This is a genomic window from Serratia sp. NA_13, from assembly GCF_052691735.1.
This window is the reverse complement of sequence record NZ_JBQZFV010000001.1, coordinates 101,461-118,804: the sequence shown is the minus strand read 5'-3', so window position 1 is coordinate 118,804 and position 17,344 is coordinate 101,461. Positions and strand designations below refer to the sequence as shown.

Genomic DNA, 17,344 nt, shown 5'->3' with positions numbered 1-17,344 from the left:
TTAAGACCGGAGCAACCCCGGTAAAACCAGGTCCAATGCCGCCGTAATGCGATTATCGATATCGCTGCCCGGCGGCAGCAATCCCAGCGCCATTTGACGTAAAGGTTCGGCCATCACCATCGCCAACAACAGATCGCTGGTCTGCGCGCAATCGAGCTCGCGCAGCCAGCGCATCGCGGTTGTCGGCAAATCGATACAGGGTTTTCTTGGCCGTTCCGGCTCGCTTCGCCACCGAATCCACGGTGCTACCTGGGTGCCAGCATCAACGCGGTAGAATGGCTGGCGGAGCTGCCGCCGGTGCCTGCTCGACTCAAGTTTCATGCAGCAGAAGACTTCTTCGCCGCACAACCGTTGCAACAGGGCCCGCGAAGATCAGGCATTGTCTGCCGCGATATGTGTCCGCATCGGCTTTGGCGAGCAGGTGGCGCTGGATGACAATGGCGATCCACGTGACGGCGAAATGCTGCACCTGGCACGCGATACCCCATACGGTTGCGTACTGCGCAGCCGCTTCCTGTTGGGGAAATCCTGTGTCAATGCTCATGAAGAACTGCCCGATAAGGTGGACTTCAACCTGATGCGCCACTGCTACAACGAATTCAGTTATTTGTCGCAATTCCTGCCCTCGCTGTAATACGCCGAAAACGGCCATGAACCGGCCCCCTTACCCTGGTGATCCCCCTTCACAGTTCCCGCTGAAAATAATTGATTGTTTTGTCATAAGAATTTAGAACTGACTGACAATAATTCAAACACAGGGGAATGGGGATGGACACACAAGAGAGGGTGATTAACGCACGTCAGTCACGGCAGGCATTACTGGCCGGATCGGTCGGTAACTTTATCGAGTGGTATGAATTCGGCGTTTACGGTTTTCTCGCCACCGTAATCGCCACCAACTTTTTCAGCCTGCAGGGCGAAAGCGAAATCACCAGCCTGATCCTGACCTACGCCGCCTTTGCACTGGCTTTCTTCTGTCGCCCGCTCGGCGCGGTGATTTTCGGTCGCATCGGCGATCGCATTGGTCGCCGACCGACTCTGATCGCGGTATTGCTGCTGATGACGGTTGCCACGGCGCTGATCGGCGTGATGCCCACCTATGCCTCTATTGGCGTTGCCGCCCCGCTGCTGCTGACCCTGTTGCGCATGTTCCAGGGGCTGTTTGCCGGCGGGGAGTTCGGCGGCGCGGTGTCGCTGATGACCGAGTTCGCGCCCAAGGGCAAGCGCGGCCTGTTCGGCGCCTGGCAATCACTGACCGTCGCGTTCGGGCTGCTGGCCGGTGCCGGGTTGGTGGCGTTATTGGCCGCGTTATTGACGCCGGAACAGCTGCACGATTGGGGCTGGCGCATTCCCTTCCTGCTGGCACTGCCGATGGGTGCGGTGGCATTGTGGCTGCGGTTGAAACTGCAGGAAACGCCGACCTTTACCCAGGCACAGCAAACCCGTAACTCGACGTCGCAGCCACCGGCGGTAAAACTGAGCGGCGTAGCAAAAACCATTGCTCTGGGCATTGGCCGCATGATGGGCTGGTCCGCCGCCGGTTACACCTTTTTGGTCGTCATGCCCTCCTACCTGCAAACCTCGCTGCACGCCACCTTCCAGCAGGCGCTGGTTGCCACTGTTCTGGCCAATGTCGGTTTCGCTCTGACCATTTTGCCCGCCGGTATCCTCAGCGATAAATTGGGGCGCAAAACGGTAATGCTGACGGCAGTGGTGGCGGTTATTCTGTTTACCTTCCCACTGCTGCACCTGTTGCAGGACCCGCAAAGTTCATTGCTGACCAAAGGTATCGCGGTGATGATTGCCGGTGCAGTGGTCGGCTTGCTGGCCGGTCCCGGCCCGGCCATGTTGGCAGAAATGTTCCCCACCCAGGTGCGTTATACCGGTCTGGGGCTGGCCTACTCACTGTCCAATGCGGTGTTCTCAGGTTCCGCCGGGTTAATCATCACCGGGCTTATCAAGCAGACCGGCAACCTCGATATCCCGGCCTACTACGTGGTGGCCACCTCAGTAGTTAGCCTGTTCGCGCTGATGACCCTGCGACGCGACGATCATCTGCGTTCGCTTAACGAACGTTAAACCCTGTCGGGCGCCCTGAGCGCCCTGTTTTCCCTACACCGCACTCTCATCGGCAAACAAGTTGACTACAAAGCTGTTCCAGCTGTGTTCACGTGCGGTTTTCTCAATCGACAGGATCATGTCCACCGAGAAAGGGGGGGGGAGCGGTATCCAGCACCAGCACACCGAGGGTTTGCACCCGGCTGCTGTCGCCGCGAATACGTCGCGCCGCGAGATCGGGCACGTAATCGAGTTGGTCAATTGCCAGCTTAACGCGTTGATAGGTGTCCGGCCGCAGCTTGTTGGGCTCGTTGATAGCGCGGGATAGCGCGGGATAGCGTCATTAACGATACCCCGGCAAGTTTGGCAACGTCTTTCAGCGAGGCCATGCGCCCTTCTCTGTGTCGGATAGAAAACCAGATAATCCCACAACTTAGGCCGGACTCTAGCCCGCTTTAGACAGGTGTGATGTCGGCCCACAGAATAACGCTATCCTCCGTCAGCGGCGTCAGCGAGCCGCAGTGCTCATCCGCCGCCCACCAACCGCCTTCGCGCACCACCAAAGTGACACCGTCACTAAGTACCCAACTGCCCTGCAACACGTACAACACGCCCGCATGTTGTTCCGGCAGCGTGGTCGCCGCCGTCACCCGCTGCACTCTGGCCGCCCAACGTCCGCGCCGGGTCATAATATTGAAATCCTGGCTGCAGCCCCCCAGTAAGGTCGCCTGCAGTGCCACATCGCCGGAGAAAGCGAACGGCTCACCGATCTGTGACAGGTGATGTTCAATCTGCCCTTCGCTGAACAGGAGGACACCGTCACCTTCCAACAGCGTGATAGAGCGATCTATACCGCTGAACGCCGAAAACGGACCGTCCTGCGCAATGGTGGCAATGCTGGCGCGCCAGTCAAAATCCTGAGCCCCCGGCGGCCAGCAGGCAATCTCGCGGGTTTCCCCGCCGCCATTGCGCCACGGCGTGACCGGCAGCGCAGCAAAATCAAAACGCGTCAGGCTCATCATGCCTCCTGCTGGAAGGTTTTCAGCACCTGCAAGAACTCGGTGCTGCTCTGTTGTTGTAACGCGTGACGCCCTTGGTCGATCACCTGACGACCGCCAACAAACACATCGCGAATTTGTTCTTTACCTCCTGCAAACAACCAGCGATTGAGAATGGAGGCATCCGGCGCGGCGGCCAGGTAAGGATCGTCACCGTCCAGCACCAGCCAGTCGGCTCGGTAGCCGCTTTGCAAACGACCGATCGGGGCGCCACAGGCCTGCGCCCCACCCTGCAAAGCTTGCTGGTAAAGCACGTCAGCCACCGCAGGCTGCTCCGGCGTGGTCAGGCGGTTACGACGCTGGTCACGCAGACGCTGACCGTATTCGAACCAGCGCAGCTCCTCTACCACGTTGAGCGACACATGGCTGTCGGAACCAATGCCCCAACGGCCCTGATGCTGCAGATAGGCGTCACCGGGGAAAATACCGTCGCCCAAATTGGCCTCGGTGGTCAGGCACAGGCCCGCCACCGCCTTGCTGCGCGCCAACTGCTCGAGCTCGTCGCGATCAAGATGAGTCGCGTGCACCAGACACCAGCGGCTATCCACCGGCAGGTGCTCATACAACCAGGCTACCGGACGGCGACCGCTCCACGCCAGGCAGTCGTTCACCTCTTTTTGCTGCTCGGCGATATGAATATGCACCGGCAAAGTGCGATCCGACGCAGCCAAAATCTGCTGCATCTGGCCCAGCTCCACCGCACGCAGCGAATGGAAGCACAGCCCCTGATTCTGCAACGGACGATCCGCCAGCTGGCGGGCAATCACCTGCTGCTGGTGCAAATAGCTTTCGGTATCCTGGATAAAACGTTTCTGCCCCGGCTGGGCGGGCTGACCGCCGAACCCGGCGTAGCTGTACAGCACCGGCAGCATCGTCATGCCGATGCCAGCTTGATGCGCGGCATCGCTGAGGCGGCCGGTCATTTCACCGCGATCGGCGTAAGGCTTACCGTCGGCGTCGTGATGCAGGTAGTGGAATTCGGCCACCTGGGTGTATCCGCCCTTGAGCATTTCGATATACAGTTGACGGGCAATAACCTCGACTTGCTCCGGCGTCAGCCGCTGTACCAGGCGATACATCAGATCGCGCCAGGTCCAGAAACTGTCCTGCGGATTACCCGCCACCTCCGCCAGCCCGGCCATCGCACGCTGAAAGGCGTGAGAGTGAAGGTTCGGCATACCCGGCACTATGTCGCCGTGCAGTCGGGTGCAGCCTTCAGGATCGGCATCGGCAGTCACCTGGGTGAGGTGACCTTGCGCATTAACGTCCAACCGAACGTTATGCGCCCAGCCTTCAGGAAGCAGAGCGCGTGAGGCAAAATAAGCAGGCATGGCAGAATTCCACTGTTAGTGTAAAGACTAATAACGCGCGATAATCACGCATCCGAAAAATGCACTGGCCCATCGCATTGCTGCGGCGAACCAGCCCTTAGTTGTATATACATATACATACGCCGACACCAACAGTAAACTGGTGTTATTATTTTTTTATTTGACGAGGTTAACGTCTTGGTTGATCAACAGACCGTGCTGCAACTGGCTGCTGCCATGAGCGATACCCCCGCCCCGATCTATCAACGGGTCAAGCAGGCGATCGTAAACCAAATCCGTGCCGGCCACTGGTTACCGCACCAACGCGTGCCCTCGGAAAGTGAACTGGTGGCCGAACTTGGCGTCAGTCGCATGACCATCAACCGTGCGCTGCGCGAACTGACCACCGAAGGTTTCCTGATCCGCATGCAGGGCGTGGGGACCTTTGTCGCCGAAGCCAAAGCGCACACTGCCCTGCTGGAAGTGCATAACATCGCCGACGAAATCGTCGCCCGAGGGCACCGCCACAGTAGCAAGATCCTGCAGTTAAAGGCCCGTGCGGCCAGTGAAGAAGAAGCGCTGGCGCTTGGCATTCAACCCGGCCAACAGCTGTTTTATTCGCAGATCGTGCATTATGAAAACGACCTGCCGGTGCAGGTGGAAGACCGCTGCGTCAATCCCCTGATAGCCCCCGACTACATGCTGCAGGATTTCGATCGCGTCACGCCTTATATCTACCTGACGCAGGCCGCTCCGCTGACCGCAGGCGAGCACATCGTGGAAGCCGTGGTGCCAACCCACCATGAGCGTCAACTGCTGCAACTGGAAGACCACGAGCCCGGCCTGCTGATCCATCGCCGTACCTGGTCCGGCAAAACCGTCGTGACCTCGGCTCGCCTGCTGTACCCCGGCAGCCGCTATCAACTGTTTGGCCGTTTCACCAGCGAAGTCTGAGTCCTGCGGGTGCTGCTTTGGCACCCGTTCTTCCACAACGATCACATCCCGATAACAAATTTTTATCCCGCCTCTTGTGACAACTCAATGAATGCGCTAGGTTGTTTTTAATTGTATATACAACCATGTGGGAGCCAAGGCTCCGGCGGAGAAAAGCCATGACTTCTGAGACTCACTGCGACAGCCTGTGGTACGGGGCAGACATCGTCACCATGCGCGACGGCAAGTATCACACCCTCAGCAACGGCGCGATCGCCACGCGTGACGGCAAAATTGTCTGGCTGGGCGAATATGACGCGCTGCCGGCGACACTGACCGCAGATGAAAGAGTAAAATTCGACGGCGGCATCATCACGCCGGGCTTTATCGACTGCCACACCCACCTGGTGTTCGGCGGCAACCGCAGCGCAGAGTTCGAACAGCGCCTGAACGGCGTGAGCTATGCCGAGATCGCAGCTCAAGGCGGCGGCATCATTTCCACGGTCAAGGCCACCCGCGATGCCGATGAAGAACGGCTGCTGGAACAGGCTCTGTTCCGGCTACGCCCTCTGCTGGCAGAAGGCGTGACCTGTGTGGAGATCAAATCCGGTTATGGACTGACGCCGGAAAGCGAACTGAAAATGCTGCGCGTGGCGCGTCGACTAGGCGAACTGCTGCCGGTTGAGGTGAAAACCACCTGCCTGGCGGCGCACGCACTGCCGCCGGAATATGCCAGCCGGGCCGACGACTATATCGATTTGGTGTGCAACACCATTATTCCTCAGGCTGCCGCTGCCGGGCTGGCTGACGCGGTTGACGCCTTTTGTGAACATCTGGCGTTCTCACCGGCACAGGTGGCGCGAGTATTTGCCGCCGCAGAGGCCGCCGGACTGCCGGTGAAACTGCACGCCGAACAGCTTTCCGCTCTGGGAGGCAGCGAATTGGCGGCGCAACACCATGCGCTTTCCGCCGATCATCTTGAATATGCCACCGAGCAGGATGCCCGGGCGATGGGCGACGCCGGTACCGTTGCGGTGCTGCTACCGGGCGCTTACTACCTGCTGCGCGAAACCCAATGCCCACCGGTTGATTTATTCCGTAAACACAACGTGCCGATGGCGATTGCCAGCGACGCCAACCCTGGCACCTCTCCAGCCTTGTCGCTGCGCCTGATGCTCAACATGGCCTGCACGTTGTTCCGCCTGACGCCGGAAGAAGCTCTGGCGGGCGTAACGACCCATGCGGCGAAAGCGCTCGGCCTGCAGGCGAGCCACGGTACGCTGGAAACCGGCAAGGTGGCCGACTTTATACACTGGCCGCTGTCGCGACCGGCTGAACTGGCTTATTGGTTGGGTGGACAACTGCCCTGCACGGTGATTTTCCGAGGAGAAGTACGTCAATGACCATTCGCGATCCTTTTGATTTCCACGCTGGCAGCCTGCCGCTGCTGATCAGCATTCCCCACGCAGGGACCCGGCTCACTCCAGCGGTTGAGGCCGGTTTAACCGAGGATGCACGGCCGCTGCCCGACACCGACTGGCATATCCCACAGTTATATGACTTTGCCCGTACGATGGGTGCCAGCGTGTTGGTCGGCAATTACTCGCGCTTTGTCATTGACCTGAACCGGCCGGCGGACGATAAACCGCTGTATACTACCGCCACCACCGGCCTGTACCCGGACGTGCTGTTTGACGGCCGCCCAAGCTTTCTACCGGGTAAGGCGCCTTCTGACCAGGAACGGGCCGGCTATCTGCAGCAGATCTGGCAGCCGTACCACCAGCAACTGCAAGACGAACTGGCGCGGTTAAAGGCTAAACACGGCTACGCGTTGCTGTTTGATGCGCACTCTATCGCCTCGGTGATCCCACGTTTATTCGACGGCAAACTGCCGGATCTCAATCTGGGCACCAACGGCGGTGAAAGCTGTGCCCCGGCGCTGAGCGATCGTCTGGTTGCCTGTTGTGAACAACAACAGCAATTCACCCACGTGCTTAACGGCCGCTTCAAGGGGGGTTATATCACCCGCGCTTATGGCCAACCGCACCAGCAGCAGCATGCGATCCAACTGGAGTTGGCGCAGGTGAACTACATGTCCGAGCAGTACCCCTTTGCCTTTGACCCGCAGCGTGCCGCCTCACTGCAACGCCTGCTGAAACAAATGATCGACAGCCTGCTTGCCTGGGGCGGCCAGTCCCGCTAGGCCTGTTCTTTCGCGATACGGGGCAGTGCCACCGCCCCGTCATCGCCACGCCTGCCGAAATCCCCTCATTAGTCCGCTAATTTTGTGGCGTACATCTTGCCTTCTTTTCTGCTGTCATTTCGATTTGCGTACTGCATCGCAGTTTTGACCGAAAATCTGCCTATCTGGTCGGAACAGCGCACAAAACAGCGGCACAGGGATTTCGCGGTACGCGACAATCTGGCGAAAAGCCCACTGAGGCACAAGTCAGGAACTCTCTCTGGAGGCGATGTATGTCTGAAATCCCACTAAATTGGCGCACCGCACAGGTAGTCGCCGAACGGCTGCTGGCTGACTGGCAGCACAACGGCGAGCCCGGTGGCACCATTACCCTGTTCGACGCAGCGCAGACACAGGCGTGTATTAGCGCCGGTCTGGCCGATCTGGCACAAAACACAGCTTTTACCGCCGACAGCGTGGTGCGTTACGCTTCGGTAACCAAACATATTTTTGCCGCGCTGGTGCTGAACGCCACCGACAACGCCCTGAACCTGGACGACCGGCTTGGCGACTTACTGCCTGAGCTACAGGCCCCGCTTGCGGACATTACTGTCGGCCAGGCGCTGGACATGACCAGTGGGCTACCTGACGTGCGTGAAACCCTCGGGCTGCTGGGCATCTCTGTACATGCCCGTAGCGAAGCCCAACCGGTAATGCATTTCCTTCAGGGGCTTGGCGGGCTGAACTATCCAGCCGGCAGCGAAATAACCTATACCAATACCGGCTACCGATTGGTAGAGGCGGCGCTGCAAGCCAAAGGGTATCACTTTGACCAACTGGTGCAGCAACACATCGCCCAGCCGCTAAAAGTGCAATTACGGGCGCCAGAGAGCTGGTTTGACGTAGTGCCGGGGTTAACCCCCGGTTATTGGCGTTCAAAACAGGGTTGGCAACTGGCCAGTGCCGGCCTGCATCTCTCCGCCTCCGGCAGTCTGACCGGCAGCGCCAATGCCCTCACTCGCTGGTTGCAAACACTGCTGGCCGATCGGGGGCCGGGGCGTGGCGTGCTGGCGCAATTGAGCGCCCCGCGTCATCTCAATCAGGGCCAACTCAGCGCTTACGGGTTAGGACTGGCGCAAACCTCGCTCGGCAAACATCGTCTACTGGGACACGGTGGTTCCCACGCCGGTTACAAAACCTATTTTCTACTGGCACCCGGTCGTCAAGCCGGTGTCGCTCTGGTGGCTAACCGCGAGGACTGCGATAGTTTCGGCATGGCATTACAAGTGATGGCTGCCCTACTGGGCGCAACACTGCCGCAACGCAGCAGCGCCATTCCCGATGGCATTTACACCACGGTGGCCGCTCCCTACTGGCTGGAAGTGAAGGACGGCAATGTCGCTTATATGGGGAGCGATGAACCGCTCTATCAGGCCGATGACGGCTATGCGGTCTCGCTTTCCGCCCATATGCCGATGCGGCTGAAATGGACCGGTGAAGCGGTTGAGGGGGAAGTCTGCCACGTGGAACGCCGTTTTCTGCCGGTGACGGCCAACCGCGAGTGTCTAAAACACGTGCAGGGCTTGTGGTATCACCCGCAATACCGCACTGTCTTTGAAATTTGCGGGGACCAGGTACACATCGGCGTTGGCCCCGCAGCGCAGTACGGCATTATCAGCTCACTGGGTCAGGGCCGCATGCTGGTCGAAAGCAGCGACGGCCCGTGGCCGAAACGCTTTTGCCTGTATTTTCGCGGTTACAGCGTGGACTTGATCGCCAATCGCAGCCGGGTGCTGACTTTTCAGCGTAGCGGTGCTGGTAGCGATTAATCCTGGTGTTCACCCCGGTTTGCCGGCCCGAACGGCCAGTAATGCGGTAAACATCCGCTGCTTATCGGCCTCGCTGAGATTGCTCTGCGTTAAAGCCTGGATGAAACTGTTACGGGCCGCTTCGGTCAGCGGGCCGGTTTTCAACCGCTGCGCCAGCCGCTGTAAAATGCGGCTGCTGAGTTCGGCTATTTGTGGCCGCACGCTATCAAGCGGGCGCGGCTGCCAGTCATTTTCCGGTTGTGCCAGCCAGTCTGCGCGGAAACGGTACTGAATTGCCTTAGCGGCATCCATTTGCGCCATGATAAATGGCCGCACCGAAAGCAGATCCAATCCCAGGCGTTCTGCCTCAGCCTGCGTACTGACCAACACTTTAGACTCCTGCGCCAAATCCTCGATCGGCAAATGCTGCTGCGCCTTGTAACCGGCAACGTCTTTCATATAAGCCAGCCGCTGATTAACCAGCTCGCCGAGCGCCGCACCACCGTCCGCCAGCGCTGAAAAGCTGACCAAGCAGCAGGCAATCAATAACGTCCTGAACATGACAATTCCCTTATCTTCTCGAAAATAACCGGGAAATGAGTTCACCACGTTCTCTGCTCTTCAGGCAAATAAAAAAGCCTCGCCGAAGCGAGGCTTTAGACTGATGACAAACCTCACTCTTGCCCAGAGCGAGTAGATGTCGATAAATAAAAATAAGGAAAATCAATTTATTGATTTTCGGCTGATCACCACAAAGCAGGAAAAACCACGTTTTTTCCTGCTTTGTCAGCAACCTTAAAGCCTCGCCGAAGCGAGGCTTTAAAACGGAAAGCGTAACTTAGTTAAATACGCCGTTGATCACCGAGGCCACCAGGGCGGTACTCAACGCCACCAGCACCAGATCGTCACCGGCAATACGCCATTCATAGCCCGGGTAGTAAGGCAGATCGCGCAACATAGATGATGGCACCATTTTCTTGGCGATACCCGGAGGCAGCGGCTTGCCGCGCGCCAGATTTTTTGCAATCCCCGGCGGCAAAGAGCGGTAGCCGGTCAAACCATAGTTTCGTGCCAGTGATCGTGCACGATCGCGGGAAATACTGACGGAAACCAGCCCCTGGTCACTCTCGTTGCCTTTGGCTTTATTGCCATGATTACCGCTATTACCATGATTACCGCTGTTGCCATGATTACCGCTGTTGCCATGACCATTACCGTTGCCCCCTTTCTCGGCCAAGGCCGGGGCGGATGACAGGCCCATCGAAACAATCAGCGCCAGCACTGTGAGAGTAGTACGACGTTTGCTCATGATTTCACTTCCTGCATGGGTTATTAACGTCACTATAAACCTAATTTCCCACATAAAGCATACGGAAAACTCTGAGAGTTCGATCCCATTTAGAGACCTTTGGCAGGCAATCTTGCCAAATATTATTCCAACGCAAAACAATTCGGTAAAACCGAAATTTCAGCCCAGATTTTTCTTGCAGAAAAATAAGCCTTGTCGTAGTTTGGCAGTGTCACAAAAAAGAGTTAGCTTGCTCTTTTTCGTCGCACCTCAAATCATTTATTATCATCCAGAATGATAATTCGGACGACTTCCCGCCGCTCAGTGCGGGATTCTTTTTCCCCATAATTAGACATCAGATGCACCGATACAGTGCTTTTTGTTGAGATTTGGTTGCCAATACTTTAAATTCAGCGTCTGAGAAACCTTAACCTCCCGCGGTGGCCAGTTGGCAACGGGTGGGCGTTCAGGAGCAAAAGACATGCAAATGACCCTCATGGAATATATCACGCAGCACTTTAATGGCGATCTTCACCGCTACGCGCAATCTGAAGGCGTGAGTCGTGAACAAATCATCAGTTGGATTGATAATGAATGCCACGTAATCAAAGGACGATTATTTATGCCGGTGCGACATTTGCCCGCTGAACAAGTGCAGTGATGACGAAAAAAAACCCCGCCAAAGCGGGGTTTTCTGTTTCTGATACCACGGAAAATCAGAAGTTATAACCGGCAACCAGGTAGTAACCCCAGCCGGTAGATTTGATTGGCCCCTGTGGAGTACCAATATCTGCCCCATCCTGCCATTGGCCACCGTTATGGAAATAACGAGCCACGAAGGAGTAGTGCCAGTGATCGTAGTTCAGCGCCAGAATATGGCTGGAAGCGATCGAGTTGCTGGTGCGAACCTGTTTGCCAGTGCCGTCGGTCCAGTTGCTGTCTTTGCCCAGATCGGAACCAAAGTCAAAGTTGGTGAAGCCGATATAGCTCAGATTGCCGCCCCACAGTTGAGTCAGCGGCACAAAGTATTTCACCTTGAAGCGGTAGCCATCCCAGCTGTTTTCGTTGGCAGCCTGGTAGTTTTCCCACTGGTATTTGGCATAGATGTTCATCGACAGGCTCATTGGCAGGCCGGTTTCGATATCGGTGCCCAGACCCATGTACCAGGTGTTCTGACGGCCGTCGGTGTTGTGGCCCAGGTCATAGATGTAGTTGTTGGCGAAGTACCACTCTTTGAATGGACCAAAGCTCAGATCGGTACCGGTCAGTTTGTCGATAGAGAAACGAGGTTCGATCTCCATAAACATCGGTGAGCCCTTGTCCCAGATACCACGATCCGGGGTGTTGCCAACGCCGAAGAATTTAGGCACATCGACGTAGCCATAGAAATCAAACCAATCTTTTTTAGCGAAGGCTTCGTACTCCAGGTAGACGTCGTTGTTCAACTGAGGTCCGAAACGTGTGTGGTAACTGCCTACCACGTTAACGCTCTGGTGCCACCAATCCGAGACGTATTGGCTGTCTTTGCTATCCGCCATTGATGATGCACTGTAAGACGCTGCGAGCAGGACACCTGCTGCGAGAGCTATTTTTTTCATTTTATTACCACATGCTTAAAGGGCCATTTCCTGCCCGTTAGAAAAGATGACAATGAGTCTGACGACACCTGGCGTTGCCTCCGCTTACAAGCTTCTTGGGCGACGCGCGCATTATAGAAATCACCGGGTGTAAGAATCTGTGATCCAGTTATGTATTTCGCGAATAGGTAATCGATTGCGTTAACACTTGTCAAATTATGTTTCATGAAAATTCACGATCGCTGTGATTTTTGTCATGCACGGTGATTTTTTAAGCAGTTTCTGTGCCAATTGTGCTCAGCACAAAAAAGTAACCGGGTCTGTCGCAGAAATGAAAAAGCCGGCGTTTTTAGCGCCGGCTTTTCTTGGGAATACTGCTGAGGAAAACGGAGGAACTCTTGCCAGGATTCAGCTAATTGAAGGTATCGCCTTGGCGATATTTTCCTTACGGAACACCACCTCTTGCCCCGGCTGGATCTCCCACTCTTTGGGCGGGATATCCACCTTCGGCGCGGCGGCGATCACCGAACCATAAATCAGCTTGTCTTCCCGGCGCAGAATGCTGACATCAAGCTGATATTCATGGCGCAGATTGGCAGTAGTCAGGCGCACGGTATCACCGCGCATATAACTTCCACCGTCAATCTCTGGCTGCTGAATAAATTGGATATCGTCTCTCATTTTTATGTTCCTTCATGTTTGTCTGCTAGTTAGATTCTAGTTCAACATTGGGCAACCGGCGGATCATTTCCGTTAGTTTCCTCGGGTTGCCCACCAACAGATTAACGATCCCAGAGTCACCATTACCACGCCCTGCCAGAAACTGGCGGTCAGTGCGGTATTCAATACCAGTGCGGCAAATACCGCCGACAGCACCGGAGTGAAATAGGATACCGTCGCCAACAGCGTCATATTGCCGTGTAAAATACCCACATTCCACGCCGCGTACCCCGCTCCCATCGCCATGCCAGCACAGAGTAACGTCAGGGTCACCGGCAGCGAGAACTGCATGCCGCTCTCGTGGCTAAAGGCGTATTTCACCCACAGCGCAACGGCGGTCAGGGTAATAAACAGCACCACGCCGTTATGGCCCTGGGCAATTCTCTTGGTCAGGTTGCAATATAACGCCCAAATTATCGCGCCACCAAAGGCCAACGAATAACTCAATGGATTACTGCGTACGTTTGCCAGCATTTGCACTGGCGACCAGCCGCCCTCACCACTCATGATCCAACCGATTCCGAACAATGACAGTAATAATCCAGGCAACAGCCACCATTTGGCCTTTTGTCCGTTAAACACCAGCGCCATCAGTACGGTGAAACAGGGCCAAAGGTAGTTGATCATCCCTACTTCTATGGCCTGCAGGCGGGTGTTGGCATAGCCCAACGACAGCGACAGACAGATCTCATAGCTGACAAACAGCAGACTGCCGAAGATCAGGTAGGCGCGTGGAAAATGGCGAAGATGGGGTAGCCGGAGCGCCAACAGCAGAAAAACCGCGCTGACGCTGTAAATCATCGCGGCACCGCCAATAGGCCCCAACCCTTCGCTGACGCTGCGGATCAGACCAACCACGCTGCTCCACAACAGGATCGCCAGCAGACCGAGCAAAGTGGCTTTATACGAAACGGGGAGTGAAGACATCGAGGTGATCCAATCGGTTATTTTTTATCAGTATTTTCACTCTACTGTCCGACGGACAAAAAAGAAAGGCGGGAAAACCCGCCTCAGACTGCTGACAAAGTTCTTTGCGGTTAAAGTCCCGTTTTAAGGGCTAATAAAAACAAAGGATTATGTCTTCTGATTTACCCCAAACATCCGAAAACCACGTTTTTCGGGTGTTTGCCATCAAACTAAGGCGGGAAAACCCGCCTGACTCAGTTATTGCTGCGGTTGTCGCTCCAGCTGCGGTGGCGGCTGGCGGAAACGCCGGGTGAGATACGCCAGGTAACCAAAGCCCATAACCGCCCAGATCAGCCCCATGGTCAGCGAGCTTTTTTCCAGGTTTAACCACAACACACCGACCGTTAACGCCCCGACCAATGGCAGGAACAGATAGTTGAAGCGATCCTTCCAGCTCTTGTTCCGCCCCTCGCGAATATAGAAATGACTGATCACCGACAGGTTAACGAAGGTGAAAGCCACCAACGCACCGAAGTTGATCAATGCGGTCGCCGTGACCAGGTCGAACGACAGCGCGGACAGGGCTACCAGCCCCACCAGCAACACGTTGAGTGATGGCGTGCGCCATTTCGGGTGGATATAGCCGAAATATTTTTCCGGGAACACGTTATCGCGCCCCATCACATACAACAGCCGTGAAACGCTGGCATGCGACGCCAGGCCCGAGGCCAGGGTGTTGATAAAGGTGACGCACAGGAAAATCGATTGGAACAGCTTGCCGCCCACGTACAGCGCGATTTCCGGCAGTGCCGCATCCGGCTGATGAAAGCGCTGAATGGAAGGGAAAAACAGTTGGATAAAGAATGAGACGCTGATGAAGATCACCCCGCCATACAGCGCGGTCAGGAAGATAGCACGCGGGATCACCCTGGCGGCATCGGGCGTTTCTTCACACAGCGTGGTTACCGCATCAAAACCAAGGAACGAGAAACACAAGATGGTGGCGCCGGTGATAATCGGCAGTAAATGCGCATTTTCGCTGACGAAGGGTTGCAGGCTCCACACCGTCCCCAGCCCTTCACCGTTGTGCAGGCCACGTACCACCAGGTAGATAAATACCACAATGATCGCCACCTGGGCCAGTACGAACAGGGTATTGAAGTTGGCCACCAGATTGACGCTTTTCAGGTTGATGGCGGTAATAATAATCACAAAACCCACAACCCATATCCACGGGGGCACTTCAGGGAACAGTGCAGTCAGGTATATCTTCGCCAACAGGGTATTGATCATCGGCAGGAACAGATAATCGAGCAGTGAAGACCAGCCCACCAAAAAACCGACATGCGGATTAATGGCTTTCTGCGCATAGGTGTAGGCCGAACCGGCGGTCGGGAATTGGCGCACCAGCTTGCCGTAGCTGATGGCGGTAAACAGCACGCCGGCCAACGCCAGCAGATAGGAGGCCGGTACATGGCCATCGGTCAGGCCGGAAACGATGCCGAAGGTGTCGAACACCGTCATTGGTGTCAGATAGGCCAGCCCCATCATCACCACCTGCCACAGCTTCAGGCTTTTGCGCAGTTGCGGCTTGGCCGCCTCATTAACGTCAGTCACATTAGTCGTCATGGCTCTTCCCCTCGTTGTCCTCTGCTGGTAACCGTTTAGCGTCATTCAGAGAGGCCGCGGGGAAACTGCTGCTCAGGCGGCGGGAGGTGCGATGTAAAGACAATAAAACTCGGCCAGCGGCTGGCCCGTATTCACCGCGGCACAGGCAGATACCTGCGCAGACGGATGAAACAGTTATGGCTGTCATGGTTATTTCCTCGCCGGCGTCCTGTACGCCAAAGTGGAAGCAATGCTTTACCGCAGCGCGCAGCATCGCAGGCCACAGGATAGCCGGCGGAATGCGCCATACGCGCGCGGTAGGATTGGCGTCGAGCGGGTCAGGCGTTTTTCAGCATCCACTCGATTTCGGTTTCGGTGATCAGGCGCTCAAACTGCACCAGTTCATCGGTTTTACAAGCCAGGTAAACATGGCTGAACCTTTCACCCAGCAGTGCATTCAGTACCGGCTGATGCTCAAATTCATACAGCGCATCGCTTTGGCGGATCGGGAACGGCAGCCCCTCCTGCTCCAGCCCGTTGCCGGTCACCGGCTCTTGCAGCGGTAGCGTGGTTTCCAGGCCGTAGACAATACCTGCCAGAATGGTTGCCATCACCAGATAAGGGTTGGCATCAGCACCGGCTACGCGATACTCCACGCGATGACTGTCGCGATCGCCGCAGGGAATGCGCAGTGCCACGGTGCGGTTGTTATGACCCCAGGACGCCTGGGTCGGCACGTACATGCCCGGCTGGAAACGGCGGTAGGCATTAACGTTCGGTGCCAGCAACGCAATAGAAGAAGGCATCAGGGCAATCATCCCGGCCAGCGCCTGTTTCAGCAGCGCGGAGTCTTCACCGTCGTCATCAACCAGTACGTTGTTGCCCTGCCGGTCCAGCATGCTGATATGAACGTGCATGCCGCTACCGGCGTGCTCTTCGTAGGGCTTGGCCATAAAGGTGGCCTGCATGTTGTGGTTCTCTGCCACCATGCGGATCAGGCGTTTTAACGCCAGGGCATGGTCACAGGCCTGCAGGACATTGTCGGTATGATGCAGGTTGACTTCAAACTGACCGGGTGAAGCCTCTGCCACCGCGCCGTCGGCCGGCAGGCCCTGCATGCGCGCCAATTCGTCAATCTCGCTCAGCACGTCGGCAAAATGGTTAAGATTATCGACCGAGTAGACCTGGCTTTGGGTATTGCGCTCCTGGGTGCCCGGCGCACACGGCGGCTGCAGATAGCCTTCCGAATCGCGCTGTCGATCGATGAGATAGAACTCCAACTCTACCGCTACTACGGGGGATAGCCCGCGCTGACGCAAACGCTGCCACACTCGGTTCAGCACATTGCGCGGTTCAACGTCAAAGGGAGTACCATCTTCATCGAGCATGGTGAGCAACACCTGGCCGATATATTGCGGGTCCGCCGCCGACGGCGTCAGGGTGCCCAGTACCGGCACGCAGATATGGTCCGGCTCCCCCAGTTCCTGCCCCAGTCCAGCTTCCTCCACCACGTTGCCGAGAATATCCATCGCAAACACCGACGCCGGGAAGTAACAGCCCTTCTCCAGCTTGCTCAACCCAGCGACCGGAATACGTTTGCCGCGGAAGCTGCCGTTAATGTCGGTCAGCAGAACATCAACGTGCTGAGTTAATGGATAACGATCCAGGTAGTTCTTCACTTCACGCTGGAACGCGCTACTTCGCTTTTCTTCATGATGCTGAACAAAGTTTTCCACTTCTACTATGTTGGTCTGCATGATTCACCCGCCATGTATGTTTTTGTCTGTGGTTCTCACACTTATTGCCGTCGATGTTTTTTGACCATCTTGCTCAATATAATGCCCACCAATGAAACATAGATGCAACAAAATTGTTTTGCAAGTGTTAATTTGAGTT

At 56.3% G+C, this 17,344-nt stretch carries 16 protein-coding genes and 2 pseudogenes; 7 read left to right on the top strand and 11 right to left on the bottom strand.

The window, feature by feature from the left end; translation table 11 throughout:
• A pseudogene (locus ACUTSU_RS00515) lies at positions 1 to 168 on the bottom strand (TetR/AcrR family transcriptional regulator); the annotation flags it as partial.
• Positions 169 to 319: 151 nt separating this feature from the next.
• On the opposite strand from ACUTSU_RS00515, the gene ACUTSU_RS00510 reads away from it, so the two are divergent.
• Together ACUTSU_RS00510 and ACUTSU_RS00505 are read left to right on the top strand one after the other, a co-directional pair.
• Positions 320 to 634: a DAPG hydrolase family protein gene (locus ACUTSU_RS00510; RefSeq protein ID WP_445650981.1), complete on the top strand. Its 315-nt coding sequence runs from the start codon at positions 320 to 322 to the stop codon at positions 632 to 634.
• A 134-nt stretch (positions 635 to 768) separates the two neighbouring features.
• Positions 769 to 2,079, top strand: a complete 1,311-nt coding sequence (locus ACUTSU_RS00505; protein WP_445650980.1) for an MFS transporter — start codon at positions 769 to 771, stop codon at positions 2,077 to 2,079.
• Between the two features lie 39 nt (positions 2,080 to 2,118).
• Here ACUTSU_RS00505 and ACUTSU_RS00500 read toward each other — a convergent pair.
• The 3 genes and pseudogenes from ACUTSU_RS00500 to ACUTSU_RS00490 form a co-directional block, all read right to left on the bottom strand.
• Positions 2,119 to 2,447, bottom strand: a pseudogene (locus tag ACUTSU_RS00500) (LacI family DNA-binding transcriptional regulator); the annotation flags it as partial.
• A gap of 66 nt (positions 2,448 to 2,513) precedes the next feature.
• A complete protein-coding gene (locus tag ACUTSU_RS00495) occupies positions 2,514 to 3,077 on the bottom strand; it encodes a HutD/Ves family protein (RefSeq protein WP_445651148.1) in 564 nt (187 codons plus the stop codon).
• Positions 3,077 to 4,447 carry a formimidoylglutamate deiminase gene (locus ACUTSU_RS00490; protein ID WP_445650979.1) on the bottom strand — a complete coding sequence of 457 codons (1,371 nt, stop codon included), beginning with the start codon at positions 4,445 to 4,447 and terminating at the stop codon, positions 3,077 to 3,079. The genes ACUTSU_RS00495 and ACUTSU_RS00490 overlap by 1 nt, the downstream gene beginning before the upstream one ends.
• Before the next feature lie 177 nt (positions 4,448 to 4,624).
• Here ACUTSU_RS00490 and hutC point away from each other — a divergent pair, with 177 nt between their 5' ends.
• The 4 genes from hutC (at position 4,625) to ACUTSU_RS00470 (ending at position 9,370) form a co-directional block, all read left to right on the top strand.
• Positions 4,625 to 5,380, top strand: coding sequence for a histidine utilization repressor (gene hutC, locus ACUTSU_RS00485; protein ID WP_445653620.1), 756 nt, complete (start codon positions 4,625 to 4,627; stop codon positions 5,378 to 5,380).
• A 158-nt stretch (positions 5,381 to 5,538) separates the two neighbouring features.
• Positions 5,539 to 6,762, top strand: a complete 1,224-nt coding sequence (gene hutI, locus ACUTSU_RS00480; RefSeq protein ID WP_445653619.1) for an imidazolonepropionase — start codon at positions 5,539 to 5,541, stop codon at positions 6,760 to 6,762.
• Positions 6,759 to 7,562, top strand: coding sequence for an N-formylglutamate deformylase (hutG, locus tag ACUTSU_RS00475; protein ID WP_445650976.1), 804 nt, complete (start codon positions 6,759 to 6,761; stop codon positions 7,560 to 7,562). Before hutI ends, hutG begins: the two co-directional genes overlap by 4 nt.
• A 272-nt stretch (positions 7,563 to 7,834) precedes the next feature.
• Entirely contained in the window at positions 7,835 to 9,370 is a 1,536-nt protein-coding gene (locus tag ACUTSU_RS00470; protein WP_445653618.1) for a serine hydrolase domain-containing protein, read from the top strand.
• A gap of 9 nt (positions 9,371 to 9,379) precedes the next feature.
• On the opposite strand, the gene ACUTSU_RS00465 is transcribed toward ACUTSU_RS00470, so the two are convergent.
• Together ACUTSU_RS00465 and ACUTSU_RS00460 are read right to left on the bottom strand one after the other, a co-directional pair.
• The gene (locus ACUTSU_RS00465; RefSeq protein ID WP_445650974.1) at positions 9,380 to 9,910 is read right to left on the bottom strand and encodes a chorismate mutase; all 531 of its coding nucleotides are present in this window, start codon (positions 9,908 to 9,910) and stop codon (positions 9,380 to 9,382) included.
• 277 nt (positions 9,911 to 10,187) lie between these two features.
• A complete protein-coding gene (locus ACUTSU_RS00460; protein ID WP_445650973.1) occupies positions 10,188 to 10,658 on the bottom strand; it encodes an anti-virulence regulator CigR family protein in 471 nt (156 codons plus the stop codon).
• A gap of 460 nt (positions 10,659 to 11,118) precedes the next feature.
• Here ACUTSU_RS00460 and ACUTSU_RS00455 point away from each other — a divergent pair, with 460 nt between their 5' ends.
• Positions 11,119 to 11,298, top strand: a complete 180-nt coding sequence (locus tag ACUTSU_RS00455) for a hypothetical protein (protein ID WP_041418544.1) — start codon at positions 11,119 to 11,121, stop codon at positions 11,296 to 11,298.
• Positions 11,299 to 11,353: 55 nt separating this feature from the next.
• On the opposite strand, the gene ACUTSU_RS00450 is transcribed toward ACUTSU_RS00455, so the two are convergent.
• From ACUTSU_RS00450 to ACUTSU_RS00430, 5 genes are all read right to left on the bottom strand, one after another.
• Positions 11,354 to 12,235: a nucleoside-specific channel-forming protein Tsx gene (locus ACUTSU_RS00450; RefSeq protein WP_445650972.1), complete on the bottom strand. Its 882-nt coding sequence runs from the start codon at positions 12,233 to 12,235 to the stop codon at positions 11,354 to 11,356.
• Positions 12,236 to 12,622: 387 nt separating this feature from the next.
• Positions 12,623 to 12,895 (bottom strand): hypothetical protein, encoded by a 273-nt coding sequence (locus tag ACUTSU_RS00445; protein WP_174352580.1) that lies wholly within the window; start codon positions 12,893 to 12,895, stop codon positions 12,623 to 12,625.
• A gap of 72 nt (positions 12,896 to 12,967) precedes the next feature.
• Positions 12,968 to 13,861: an aromatic amino acid DMT transporter YddG gene (gene yddG / locus ACUTSU_RS00440; RefSeq protein ID WP_445653617.1), complete on the bottom strand. Its 894-nt coding sequence runs from the start codon at positions 13,859 to 13,861 to the stop codon at positions 12,968 to 12,970.
• 237 nt (positions 13,862 to 14,098) lie between these two features.
• Positions 14,099 to 15,469, bottom strand: coding sequence for an APC family permease (locus ACUTSU_RS00435; protein WP_445653616.1), 1,371 nt, complete (start codon positions 15,467 to 15,469; stop codon positions 14,099 to 14,101).
• A gap of 317 nt (positions 15,470 to 15,786) precedes the next feature.
• Complete coding sequence (locus ACUTSU_RS00430; protein ID WP_445653615.1) at positions 15,787 to 17,205, bottom strand: glutamine synthetase family protein; 1,419 nt, start codon at positions 17,203 to 17,205, stop codon at positions 15,787 to 15,789.
• Positions 17,206 to 17,344 lie beyond the last annotated feature (139 nt).